Annotated in this window: 12 protein-coding genes; 6 read left to right on the forward strand and 6 right to left on the reverse strand. The window is 71.1% G+C overall.

Features of this window, described 5'->3' with window-relative positions; all coding sequences use genetic code 11:
* Window positions 1-31: 31 nt before the first annotated feature.
* From ABH920_RS21535 to ABH920_RS21550, 4 genes are read right to left on the reverse strand one after another with little or no spacing between them, the layout of a single operon-like run.
* Entirely contained in the window at window positions 32-931 is a 900-nt protein-coding gene (locus ABH920_RS21535) for an IclR family transcriptional regulator (protein WP_370350852.1), read from the reverse strand.
* 41 nt (window positions 932-972) lie between these two features.
* Window positions 973-2532: a CocE/NonD family hydrolase gene (locus ABH920_RS21540; protein WP_370350853.1), complete on the reverse strand. Its 1560-nt coding sequence runs from the start codon at window positions 2530-2532 to the stop codon at window positions 973-975.
* Window positions 2523-3866 carry an aspartate aminotransferase family protein gene (locus tag ABH920_RS21545; protein WP_370350854.1) on the reverse strand — a complete coding sequence of 448 codons (1344 nt, stop codon included), beginning with the start codon at window positions 3864-3866 and terminating at the stop codon, window positions 2523-2525. The genes ABH920_RS21540 and ABH920_RS21545 overlap by 10 nt, the downstream gene beginning before the upstream one ends.
* Entirely contained in the window at window positions 3863-4252 is a 390-nt protein-coding gene (locus tag ABH920_RS21550) for a RidA family protein (RefSeq protein WP_370350855.1), read from the reverse strand. The genes ABH920_RS21545 and ABH920_RS21550 overlap by 4 nt, the downstream gene beginning before the upstream one ends.
* 233 nt (window positions 4253-4485) lie before the next feature.
* On the opposite strand from ABH920_RS21550, the gene ABH920_RS21555 reads away from it, so the two are divergent.
* From ABH920_RS21555 to ABH920_RS21580, 6 genes are read left to right on the forward strand one after another with little or no spacing between them, the layout of a single operon-like run.
* Window positions 4486-5826 carry an ABC transporter substrate-binding protein gene (locus ABH920_RS21555; protein WP_370350856.1) on the forward strand — a complete coding sequence of 447 codons (1341 nt, stop codon included), beginning with the start codon at window positions 4486-4488 and terminating at the stop codon, window positions 5824-5826.
* 2 nt (window positions 5827-5828) lie between these two features.
* Window positions 5829-6797 (forward strand): carbohydrate ABC transporter permease, encoded by a 969-nt coding sequence (locus ABH920_RS21560; protein WP_370350857.1) that lies wholly within the window; start codon window positions 5829-5831, stop codon window positions 6795-6797.
* Window positions 6798-6813: 16 nt separating this feature from the next.
* Entirely contained in the window at window positions 6814-7653 is an 840-nt protein-coding gene (locus ABH920_RS21565) for a carbohydrate ABC transporter permease (RefSeq protein WP_370350858.1), read from the forward strand.
* 23 nt (window positions 7654-7676) lie between these two features.
* Window positions 7677-8501 carry a Gfo/Idh/MocA family oxidoreductase gene (locus ABH920_RS21570; RefSeq protein WP_370350859.1) on the forward strand — a complete coding sequence of 275 codons (825 nt, stop codon included), beginning with the start codon at window positions 7677-7679 and terminating at the stop codon, window positions 8499-8501.
* Window positions 8498-9526, forward strand: a complete 1029-nt coding sequence (locus ABH920_RS21575) for an NAD-dependent epimerase/dehydratase family protein (protein WP_370350860.1) — start codon at window positions 8498-8500, stop codon at window positions 9524-9526. The genes ABH920_RS21570 and ABH920_RS21575 overlap by 4 nt, the downstream gene beginning before the upstream one ends.
* Window positions 9526-10524 (forward strand): dihydrodipicolinate synthase family protein, encoded by a 999-nt coding sequence (locus ABH920_RS21580; protein ID WP_370350861.1) that lies wholly within the window; start codon window positions 9526-9528, stop codon window positions 10522-10524. Before ABH920_RS21575 ends, ABH920_RS21580 begins: the two co-directional genes overlap by 1 nt.
* A 147-nt stretch (window positions 10525-10671) precedes the next feature.
* Here ABH920_RS21580 and ABH920_RS21585 read toward each other — a convergent pair whose 3' ends face one another.
* Both ABH920_RS21585 and ABH920_RS21590 read right to left on the reverse strand, forming a co-directional pair.
* Entirely contained in the window at window positions 10672-11580 is a 909-nt protein-coding gene (locus ABH920_RS21585) for a UTP--glucose-1-phosphate uridylyltransferase (RefSeq protein WP_370350862.1), read from the reverse strand.
* Between the two features lie 96 nt (window positions 11581-11676).
* Window positions 11677-12219: a hypothetical protein gene (locus tag ABH920_RS21590; protein ID WP_370350863.1), complete on the reverse strand. Its 543-nt coding sequence runs from the start codon at window positions 12217-12219 to the stop codon at window positions 11677-11679.
* Window positions 12220-12376: the final 157 nt, after the last annotated feature.

The raw sequence follows: 12376 nt of genomic DNA on the forward strand, positions 1-12376 counted from the left end.
GGACAGCGTTTCGTCAAGCAAAATACGAGTTTCATTCTTCGCCGGCAGTGCCGATGCCAGCGGGGAGAACCGGAGCCTCCGGGGCCGCGGTCAGCGTCGAGGCCGCGAGCTTCAGCGCGGCGGCGACCTCCTCGACCTGCCGCAGCGGGAACCGCGCCGAGGGCGCGCTCAGGCTCAGCGCCGCCGGGAACGGCATCCCCTCGATCGGCACGGCCAGGCAGCGGCCGTCGATCTCGTTCTCGCCGTCGTCGAAGGCGTACCCCAGCCGGCGCACCCGGCCCAGCTCGTTGAGGTAGTCGTCGGGCGTGGTGATGGTGTTGGCGGTGCGCGCCGGCATCCCGGAGCCCGCCAGTATCGCCCGCACCTGGGCCTCGGGCAGGCGGGCCGCGATGGCCTTGCCGAGCGCCGTGGAGTGGATCGGATCGCGGTCGCCGCGCTTGGCGGCCAGCCGGACCCCTCGGCGGCTCTCCACGATGTCGAGGTAGATCGTGGCGTCGCCGTCCAGGACGCCGAGGTTCAGCGTCTCGCCGAGGTCGTCGCGCAGCCGCTCCAGCACCGGGCGCGCGCGCTGCCGCAGCACCTCCAGGTGCCGGGACTGCATCCCGACGAATCCCAGGCCGAGCCGGAACAGGCCGGAGGCGGCGTCGCGCTCCACGTAGCGCCGCGACTCCAGCGTCCACAGATAGCGGAACGCCGAGGACTTGGGCAGTCCGGTGGCCTCCGCGACCTCGATGAGCGACACCCCGTCGACCGACTCCTGCAGCAGGTTCAGGATCGCGCAGACCCGCGCGACGGCCCGCACCGAGTAGTCGCGCTCCTCCGGGCCGTCCGTGCCGTCCGGACTGTCCGGACTGTCCGAACCGCCCGGCTCCGGAACCGCCGGCTCCTCGACCTCGTCCGCCTGTCGTTTGGCCGACCTGGTTCCTGCCACCGCATGCCTCGCGTCTCGATCAGTGAATGATGCGTTTCATCTTATCGGCCGAACGTCGGCAGCTCCAACCATGACAGCGCGTCAGGAGCGTGGACGACGGTCAGCGTATAGCGGTCCGGCAGGGCCGCGAGGCGAGGCCACGAAGCCGGCGCGACCGTCAGCCGGATCCGGTGGCCGGGCCGGACCCGCCACGCCGTCGAGCCGACGTCGAGGACGAGGTCCTGATCGCGGCCGGGCGGCCCGAACAGCCGGTGGCCGTGTTCGGCGACCGGATAGGACCGGCCGTCCGGATACACGTCACACAGCCGGAGCACCACGTCGGCGACGGCGCTCGAGGCCCGCAGGCGAAGGCCCGCCCGGATCGCGCCGACCACGTGCAGGTCGGCCGCCATCGGCTCGGAGGTGTACGTGAGGACGTCGGGCCGGCGCTCGACCTCGGCCTGCTCCGCGGGTCCCGGACGCGGCCACACCCCGAACAGCCGTCCGCCCAGGGACGGCGCCGGATCGTACGGATCATGCTCGACGGTCCGCGGACCCGACGTCGCTGTCCCCTGCGACGCCTCGCTCAGGATGCCGTCCGCGCCCAGCCGCACCGTGCGTCGCCCGGCCTCCGTCTCCGTCTCCGGCGGCGGCCAGTCCGGCAGCTCCAGCCACCGGTCGGCACCCATCTCGAAGACCGACACCGTCACTCCCAGGTCGGCCGCCTCCGGCCGGAGCGCCGCGCCCAGCCAGCGCAGGCGCTCGTCCGGGAGCCCCGCGCGCGCGGCGTTCACCCCCTGGTCCACCTCCCCCGCGACGCGTCCGCCGACATCGCCGTGCGTCCACGGCCCGACGACGAGCCGTTGCGGCTTCCCGCTCTGGCGGGCGGCGCGGAAGGCGGCCAGCGCGCCTTCGCAGAACACGTCGTGCCAGCCGGCGACGTGGAATCCGGCCACCGGCGGCGCGGGCCCGCCGCCGGCGACGGCCGTCCAGTACTTCTGTTTTGGCGAAGTCCCCCAGTTCCCGGCGGGCGGGAAGATCTCGTCCCACGGCTCCCGCGCGGTGGGCTCCGGCGCGAGGTCCCGCAGCTCCGCCGCGCGCCGGGCCGCCTTCTCGTCCGGCGCGGACCCGCTCGCGGCCAGCCCCAGCGCCCACGCGCGGGTGAACCCGAGAACCGGCACGCCGCCCTCGAACGTCCAGCCCTCGGCGAACCCGGCGGAGCTGACGTACGGCGCGATCGCGACGAGGCCGGGCGGCCCGGCCCGGGCCGCGAGCCACTGCGTGGCGGCCCGGTACGAGGCGCCGAACATCGCGACCCTCCCGTCGGACCACGGCTGTCGGGCGCACCATCGGACCGTGTCCGCGCCGTCCGCGATCTCCTGGTGGAAGGGCTCGAAGACCCCGCCGCTCGCGCCCCGGCCGCGCACGTCCTGGACCACGACGGCCCATCCGGCCCGGGCCATCCCGACGACGTCCTCGACCTGCCGGGAATGGGCCCGGCCGTACGGCGTGCGCGAGAGCAGCACCGGCAGCGGCCCGCCGCGGTCCGGACGCAGGACGTCGGCGGTGAGGACCGTGCCGTCCCGCATCGGGACCCGGGCCGTCTCGACGATCAGGCCCATGCGGTCGGGGACGTCCGGGACTCCGCCGCGAGGACGGCGTCGACCCGGTGCAGCGTGTCGGAGAGTTCTGCTTCTCCGTGCACGGCCGAGACGTACCAGATGCCGCGGCCCGCCACCCACACCCCGTGCTCGGCCAGCACCCGGGCGAACTCGGCGTACCGGACCAGGTCCAGCTCCCGCAGCCCGCCCAGATCGCGGACCGGCTCGGTCCCGGCGGCGGGTCCGGACCCTGACCCTGACCCGGGTCCGGACCCGGGTCGGGCGAAGGAGACATGGAACGCCGCAGGCAGACCCTGGATCCGCAACGGCACCTGGTGCTCGTCTCCGAGCGCCGCCAGTCCGGCGCGCAGCCTGGTGCCGTGATCTGCCACGCGCTCGTAGGGCGGATCCTCGGTGAGCACCTCCAGCGTCGCCACGACCGCGGCGGCGGCCATGACCGAGGCGTTGAAGGTCCCCGAGTGGTTGACCTCGCCGGTGCCGAACCGGCCCATCAGCTCCGCGCGCCCGGCCAGCGCGCTGACCGGCCAGCCGCCGGCCAGCGCCTTGCCATACACGGCGAGGTCCGGCACGACGCCGTAGTGCTCGGCCGCGCCGCCGAGCGCGAGCCGGAACCCGGTGATCACCTCGTCGAAGATCAGCACCGTCCCGTGGGCCCGGGTCAGCGAGCGGAGCGTTGCCAGAAAGTCCGGGTCGGCGACGATCGCGCCCTGGTTGCACATCATCGGCTCGACGATGACGGCCGCGAGCTCCGCACCGTGCGCCGCGAACACCTCGGCGAGCGCGTCGGCGTCGTTGAACGGCGCCACCAGCCAGTCGGCCAGCGCGTCGGCGGGCTGGCCGAGAGTGGCCGGACCCCCGCCGCCGGGCCCGAAATCCATCAGCACGTTGTCCACCCAGCCGTGGTAGTGCCCGGCGAACCGCAGGAGGCGGCGCCGTCCGGTGGCCGCCCGGGCCAGGCGCAGGGCGCCCTGCACCGACTCGGTCCCGGAGACCCCGAACCGGACCAGGTCCGGCCATCGGACGGCCTCGAGGAACCGCTCGGCCGCCTCCACTTCCAGGACGTGCTGGGCGCCGTAAACCATGCCGGAGCGCACCGCGCGGGCGACCGCCTCGGTGACCCGCGGGTGGGCGTGGCCGAGGAACGCCGGTCCCTGGCCGAGCAGGTAATCGACGTAGTCGTTGCCCTCGACGTCCCACAGCCTGGGCCCGGCACCGCGGTCGAAGAACACCCGCGGCGCCAGGAGCCTGACGTTCGAGCTGACGCCGCCGGGGATCACGCGCTCGGCGCGGTCGCGCAACGCCGTGGTCCGGGTGGCCGCCCGCGACGCGGTCACGCGCGGTCCTCCGGCTTCGGGATCCAGAACACGGCGTCGGCCTCGATGTCGAAGCCCGGCAGCGCGACCGGCACCGTCGTCCGCGCCGGAAAGGGCGCGCTGAGCCGCGCCGCGCAGACCTGGTTCCACTCGCCGAAATGCGCGTGGTCGCTGAGGTACGCGCCAACCCGGACCGCCCGGTCCAGACCGGTGCCGGCCGCGGCCGCGAGCGCCGCGAGGTTGTCGAAGACCGCGTGCGCCTGGTCGGCGAAGGTCTGCCCGCACCGCTGTCCGGCCGCGTCGAAGGGTCCTTGGCCGGACACGAACAGCAGGTCGCCGACCCGGACAGCCGGGGAGTAGGGACCGGCCGGGGGTGCTCCGGACGGGCTCGCGACAGCTTCGATCACGACGACGCTCCTCTTCAGAAATGAAATACACGTTCTTCTCACTGAACTAGAGCTCAGATTGAAGGAAGCGTCAACCCTCGTCCGCCGCCGCCCCCGCGCCCGGCTCCAGCCACCGCTGAGCGGCCACACAAGGCATGGCAGCCCTTGACAACACGAGGCGGGAGGGTCGAACCTCTGCACAGCAGAGTTTCAGCAACCGATACGGCGAGTTCACTAATGGAAGCGAGTGCGCCATGCGGCGACGACAACCTCCCCTCCTGGCGGGTGCGGCTCTGGTGGCGGTCGCGCTGTGCGCGAGCGCGTGTGGCGGCAGCGGCGCCGGGGCCGGCCCGGCGGGTTCGGCCGGCGGCGAGGACCACCTGACGATCTGGAGCCAGTGGCTCAAGGGCCAGCCGGGACAACAGTTCCTCCAGGCCGCCGTCGACGACTTCCAGAAGCAGACCGGCATCAAGGTGACGGTGCAGTGGAAGGGCAACGCCGTCGTCAAGTCCCTGCTGCCGGCGCTGAACTCCCCGGATGTGCCGACCGACGCCGTGGAGACCAGCGCCAGCCAGATCCAGAACGTGCTCTACCCGGCGGGCGGCATGGCGGATCTGACCGCCGCCTACCAGCAGCAGGTGCCCGGCACCTCCTCGACGGTGGCCCAGGTCGTCGGTCCGGCCGCGACCTCGCTGGCCACGCCGGTGGACGCCTCCGGACAGCCCGCGGGCGGACCGGTCGTGGTCCCGTACTGGGCCTCGGCGACCGGCGTCGTGTTCTACAACGGCCAGAACTTCCCCGCGCTGGCGAACGCCGCGCCCAAGGACTGGGACGCGTTCTTCGCGATCCTGGACGCCCAGAAGGCCAAGAACCGCCGGCCGCTGGCCCAGGACGGCAGCGTCACCTCCTACAACGCCGTGTTCTACAACGACTTCCTCGCCTCGGTCCTCGGTCCGGACGCCCTGAACAAGGCCGAGACCGACAAGACCGGCCAGACCTGGAAGCAGCCCGGCTATCTGCAAGCCGCGCAACTCGTGGAGCGGCTCGCCAAAGGCGGGTACTTCACCGAGGGCTACGACGCCTCGAAGTTCCCCGAGATGGAGGACAAGTGGGCGAACAACGAGGCGGACTTCAACGTCAACGGCAGCTGGCTGCCCAGTGAGGTCGGCCCGGTCGCGGCTCCGGGGTTCGACTACCGGTCCTTCGTCTTCCCGGCGGTCGCCGGGCACCCGGCTCCCCCGCTGAACGTGACCGTCAGCGGGATCGGCGTCCTGAAGTCGTCCAAGCACCAGGCCGCCGCTGAGAAGTTCGCCGCCTTCCTGCTCCAACGCGGCTACCAGACCCAGGTCGCGACCAAGATGCAGAACATCCCGATCGCCGCCGGCACCCCGGCCCCGGCGGCTGTCGAGGCGGTGAAGCAGGCCATCGACGCCGGGCAGATCAACACCGTCCGCTCCCCCGCCGCGCTGGCCGACTACAACGCGAAGATCTACTTCGGCCTCGACGACAAGCTCGTCTTCGGCAAGCTGACCGCCGCGCAGTTCATCGACGCCATGAGCTCGGACAGCGCCGACTACTGGAAGACGAAGGGCTGAGGATGGCCTCGGCAATCGCGGTCAGTCCCACAGCGGAAGCCGGCGGCGCGCGGCCGGCCGGGCCGGGCCCCGGCCGGCGGCACTCGCCGTTCCACCGGGCGCGCCGGCGGATGTTCGTGCCCTTCGTCTACCCGGCCCTGGCCGTCTATGTGCTGATCATGGTCGCGCCGACGCTTTTCACGCTCTGGCTCAGCCTGAACCGGTGGGCCGGCGCCGGCCCCATGCAGTGGGCCGGGCTCCACAACTACACGGCGATGTTCCGGGATCCGGTGTTCCGGACCTCCTTCGTGAACACCTTCTGGATCGTGGTCGGCGTGGGGGCCGCCGTCTTCACCATCGCCTTCGGCATGACCATCCTGCTGCAGGACATGGCCGGCCGGAAGTGGGCGCGCGCCGTGGTGTTCTTCCCCTCGCTGGTGCCGGGGATCGCGATCTCGATCATGTGGGGCTACCTGTTCGACCCGGACGGCCTGGTAAACACGCTGCTCGCGGACGTCGGGGTGCACAGCCACCCGGCGTGGCTGGCGCAGGACAACATGTTCAAGGTCATCCTGGTCGGCATGACGTGGCTGTCCTCCGGCGTCTACACGGTGATCTTCATGGCGGCCGTGGACCGGATCCCGCCGGAGCTCTACCAGGCCGCCGAGATCGAGGGGGCGAGTGCGTTCCAGCGGTTCCGCTACGTCACCTTCCCGCTGATGAAGGACGTCGTCAGCGTGTGCTCGGTGCTGTGGTGTGTCGGCGCGCTGAAGACGTTCGAATTCCTCCTGGTGTTCTCGGCCGAGTCCGGAGCGCTGCCGCCGACGAACATCTGGAACTTCGCCATGTACTCCTACGCCGAGGCGTTCAACCCCGACGGCACCGCGGACTACGGGATCGCCGCGGCGTGCGGCGTCATCGTCCTGCTCCTGACCGGCCTGCTGATCGTCCTCGCGCGCCGCGTGCTGCGCCGGGACGCCGACACCTACTGACCGCCGGGGAGCACTGATGACGAAGATCAAACGGCACCGCGGCTGGGCACACGTGGTGACGGTGCCCGCGGCGTGGGCGATCGTGGCGGTCAATGTCCTGATGATCGTGTGGATCGTGCTGTCCTCGCTCAAGTCCACCCGGGAGATGGCGCTGCACCCCTGGTCGCTGCCGAAGCACTTGCTGTGGAGCAACTACCGGACCGCGTGGGTCTCGGCGCAGTTCGGCGCGGGCGTGGGCAACTCGCTGCTGCTGATCGTCGGCTCGGGACTGGCGTGCATCCTGCTCGCCGCCCCGGCCGCCTACGCACTGTCCCGGTTCCGCGTGCGCAGCAGCGGTCTGCACACGGCGTTGTTCGTGCTGGGCCTCGGAATTCCGGCGCAGACCATGTTCATCCCCCTGTACGTGGCGTTCGACCGCATCGGCCTCGTCGACTCCGTCTGGGGTCTGATGCTGATCTACACCGGGGCCGGGATCCCCTATGCCTTGTTCCTGCTGACAGCGTTCTTCCGCTCGCTTCCCGCGGAGCTCGAGGAGGCCGCGGCGCTGGACGGAGCGGGGCCGGGCTACACGTTCTGGCGAATCATGCTTCCGCTCGCGCGCTCCGGCCTGATCACGATCTTCGTGCTCCAGGCGATCGGGCACTGGGGCGAGACGTTCTTCGCGCTCGTCATGCTGCACACCAAGACCACGCTGTCGCTGTCGCTCTACAACTTCACGCAGACGATGCAGTACACCGGATCGCGCTACTCGGTGCTGTTCGCCGGTCTGGTCATCCTGATCGCGCCGCTGCTCGTGCTCTACATCGTCCTCGGGCGCCGGATCATCGAGGGCATCTCCGCCGGGTACGGCAAATGACCGGAACCGGAGGTTCCCCGACCATGAGAATCGGCCTCGTCGGCACCGAGAGCACGCACGTCGACCACATGATCCGCTACTGCAACGTCGAAGGGCGCGGCGGGGACGCCCGGATCGTGGCGGTCGCCTCGCAGGCCGGCTCGGCCGGCGAGCGCGACGTCGGGCTGCCCGTGGTGCCCGCCGCCGAAGACCTGATCGGGCTGGTGGACGCGGTCGTCGTCACCGACCGGCACGGCGCGCGGCACGCGGCGCACGCGCTGCCGCTGCTGGCGGCCGGACTGCCGGTCCTGGTCGACAAACCGCTGGCGGTCAGCGTGAGCGACGCCGAGGCGATGATCCGCACGGCCGAACGCCACGGCGCGCCGCTCACCTCGTACTCGGCGCTGCGGTGGCTGCCGGAGGTCCGGGCGCTGATCCGGGACGCGGTGCCGACCGCGGTCGCGGCCACCGGCCCGGTCGATCCGGACAGTCCGGACGGAGGCATCCACTTCTACGGAGTCCATCCCGTCGAAATGGCGCTGACGCTGTGTCGTGGAGAGCTCGGCGCGGTCCAGGTCACTCGGACCCGGGACGCGATCGTCGCCTGTGCGGCGGTCGGCAGGACCGCGGTCACCGTCACCATGGTCCGCCCGGCTCCCGAACGGGTGCCGTTCCATCTCGCTGTGGTCGCCGAGGACTGCTCTCTGGCCACCGCCGAGCCCGTGCTGGACGACCACTACCTCTACCCCGGACTCGACGCGTTCTTCGCGATGGTGCGCACCGGCGTGCCGCCTGTTCCGTACGACGAACTACTCCGCTCTGTCCGTTTCCTCGCTGCCGCAGCCGAACCAGGAGCCCACCTTTCATGACCGTGACCTTGGCGGAAATCGCCCGGCGGGTCCACGAGCCCGACGACCGACTGATCCTGGAACTGGCCAAAACCGAGGGCGACCTGGTGGTGCTCGGCGCGGCCGGGAAGATGGGCGTCAGCCTGGCCCGCATGGCCGCCGAGGCCTTCGCCCGGCTGCCCGGCGGCCGCACCGTCCACGCGGTGTCCCGGTTCTCCGACGCCTCGGCCCGCGCCGAACTGGAGGAGGCGGGGGTGCGGACGGTCAGCGCCGACCTCGGCGACGAGGCGGTGATCGCGGGCCTGCCGGACGCGCCGAACGTCGTCTACATGGTCGGCCGCAAGTTCGGCACCGCCGGGGACGCCGGGCCCACATGGGCGACCAACGTCTTCCTGCCGGGCCGCGTGGCCCAGCGCTACGCGGGCGCCAGGATCAGCGCCTTCTCCAGCGGGAACGTCTACCCGCTGCTGCCGCCGACCTCCGGCGGCGCCGACGAGGACGTCCCGCCGAACCCGGTCGGCGAATACGCCCAGTCCTGCCTGGGCCGGGAACGGATCCTGACCTACCAGGCGGCGGCGACCGGCAGCCCGCTGGCCGTCATCCGCCTGAACTACGCGATCGACTGCCGATACGGAGTGCTCACCGACATCGCCCGCGCGGTGCTCGCGGGCACCCCGGTGGACCTCGGCAACGGCGCGGTCAACGTGATCTGGCAGGGAGACGCGAACCGCTACGCGCTCAGCGCCCTGGCGCACGCGCGCGCCGCCGGCGAGGACCCGCTGGTCCTCAACGTGACCGGCCCGGAGACCGCCTCCGTCCGCTGGCTGGCCACCGAGCTCGGCCGCCGCCTGAACCGCGAACCGGTCTTCACCGGCACCGAGGCGCCGACCGCCCTGCTGTCCAACGCGGCCCGCTGCTTCGGCATGTTCGGCTATCCGACCGTGTCGCTGCACCAGATGCTCGACTGGACCGTCGTCTGGCTCCGGGAAGGCGGGGCGCTGCTCGACAAGCCCACCCACTTCACCGAGCGCGCGGGACGGTTCTGATGCTCACCGACGCCAAGCGGCGGCGCCTGCGCGAGGGAATGGTCATCCCCGCCCACCCGCTCGCCCTGCACGAAGACCGCACCCTGGACCCGGAGCGCCAGCGCGCGCTGACCCGGCACTACCTCGACTGCGGCGCCGGCGGTGTGGCCGTCGGCGTCCACACGACCCAGTTCGAGATCCGCGACCACGGCCTGTACGAGCCGGTCCTGCGCCTGGCCGCCGAAGCGGCCGGCCCGGACCCGGTCCTGGTCGCCGGAGTCCTGGGACCCACCCCGCGCGCCCTCGCCGAAGCCCGCGCCGCCGCCGACCTCGGCTACGACCTGGCGTTGGTCGCCACCCCGGGCTGGGGCGACGCGCCGGACGCAGAGATCCTCGAAGGCGTGGCCCGGATCGCCGAGATCCTGCCCGTCTTCGGCTTCTACATCCAGCCGGCCCTGGGCAAGCGCCGCTTCGGCTACGCCTTCTGGCGCGAGTACGCACAGATCCCCGGCGTCGAGGCCATCAAGATCGCCCCCTTCGACCGCTACGCGACCCTCGACGTCGTCCGGGCCGTGGCGGACACCGGCCACGCCGACGACATCGCGCTCTACACGGGCAACGACGACAACATCGTCGTCGACCTCCTGACGCCCTACCGCGTCAACGGAACGACCCTGCACATCGTCGGCGGCCTCCTGGGCCAATGGGCCGTCTGGACCCGCGCAGCCGTCGCGCTCCACAGCGAAGCCCGCACCATCTCCCGCACCGGCGCCCCGATCCCCGCCGATCTCCTCACCCGAGCCGCCGAACTCACGGACGCCAACGCCGCAGCCTTCGACGCCGCCAACACCTTCGCCGGCAGCATCGCGGGCGTCAACGAGATCCTGGCCCGCCAAGCTCTCCTGGCCGGCAACTGGTGCCTGTCCGACCACGAACGCCTCTCCCCCGGACAGGCCGCCGAGATCGACCGGGTGACCGCGGCGTATCCCGCGATCACCGGATCGGCCGGCGCTGCCTGACCGCCGACCACGTCGACCACGGCATTCGCCGTCGCAGGCGAAGAGCGGAGCGGGGCCGGTGACGCAGGCACGATGGGAACTCACGACGCCGGCCGAGAAGATCGACACCCTGTTCCAGGTACCCGCAACCGAACCGCACAGGCCGTTTCAGCGAACGCGAGAAGGACCGTCGCCGCCCTGCGCCAGCTCGCGCAGCACCGGCCCGTATTCGGGGTCCGCGAGCGCGGAGGCGAACTGGGCTACGAGGTAGTCCGTGGGATTGCCGGTGTCGTACCAGTGGCCGTCGATGACCTGGCCGTAGACGGCTTTGGTGGCGGCGTAGGCGTTGATCGCGTCGGTGAGGTAGACCTCGCCTGTCTGGTGCTGCTCCCAGCGGTCGGTGATCGCCTGGAGCTCCTTGATGATCCCCGGCGTGACGATGTATCCGCCGATCGCCGCGAACCCGGAGGGCGCGACTTCGGGCTCGGGCTTCTCCAGCAGTGTGCTGATCCGCAGCAGGCCGTCGCCGAGGTCTTCCTTCACCTCGGGTACTCCGTAGCGCCGAGCGTCCTCGCGGTCCATCGGCATCAGTGCCAGTACGGGACAGCCGGTCTTCTCGTACGCGGAGATCAGCTGCTGGGCCCTGGGGACCTGGGCCACGAAAACGTCGTCGGGCCACAGGACGAGCATCGGCTCGTCGCCGGAGCCGCGGGCGGCGTTCAGGACGGGAGTGCCGTTGCCGTATGGACCGTACTGTTCCAGGTAGGTGATGTGCCCTTCGTGCGCCAACTCCGCGACCTCTTCCACGGCCTTGGCGTACGCGTGCTTGTTCTGTGCGTGGAGTTGGTCGACCAGAGCGGGGTTCGGCCGGAAGTGCTGCTGGATGAGGTCCTTGCCCGCGGAGACCACGATCGTGATGTCGGTGATGCCGGAGGCGACCAGCTCCCGCACCGTGTGCTCGATCACCGGCCGGTCGCCGACCGGCAGCATCTCCTTGGGGATCGCCTTGGTGAGCGGCAGCAGGCGTGAACCGATGCCGGCGGCGGGAATGACAGCTCTTCGGATCGCGGTTGTCACGGACTACCTCCGGAAGCATGGCGGGTACGGACCGGTCCGCCGCATGTCCGGGCATGATGCGGTTCAAACAGGCCGCTACACGATCCGGACGCGGCGCTACGGCAAGCGGTGACCCCTTCGGGCCGCCGGCCGACGGTTGAGGGCCAAGAGACGCCGGATCAGGGCGCTCATGAGCTCCTCCCGACGTCGGCGCTCGTACTCGGCCCGGACGGCGACCCAGAAACAGAAGACGCCCAAGGGCACCTCAACGCACAGCGCCAACACGAGGGCCACGACGAATTCCCTCGTAGTGGGCGCGGACAACACGTCGAACCAGGCGTCCATGAACAACATCACCGCCGTCATCGCCGCCGTGACCTCCACGTAGGCCCGTCGGCGCAGCAAGGACCAGCCGGTGCGTATCAGCAGTGCGCACAGCAGGAGGTCGAACCCGACCCATGAAGCGTTGTAGTGCGCGGCCTCGGATTTGTCCGGCAGGTAGACGGCCAGGTTCGCGGTCCAGGGCAGCGTGAAGACGCCCAGGGCGAGAAGAAGCCACCCGGTCCAATGCGGGACGTTCCGCGGCGGAGAGACGTCACTCTTCCCGTCGGTCACAGGACGGTTCCCGCCCTGCTCCTCGGACACCGGATCAGCACTCACGACCCCCTCCGAATCCTGCTGTCGACCGCGAACGTCACCACCGGGTGCCCCCGCGCCGTGAAGACAAACGACATCGGGCACACGGATGTGCGAAGCCACGTTTGAAGCGCCTCGGTCCGGAAACCCGGAGCCGGACAAAGGTCGAGGAGGCGAGGCC

It is taken from the genome of Catenulispora sp. EB89, assembly GCF_041261445.1.
In the GTDB taxonomy this organism is placed as follows: Bacteria; Actinomycetota; Actinomycetes; order Streptomycetales; family Catenulisporaceae; genus Catenulispora.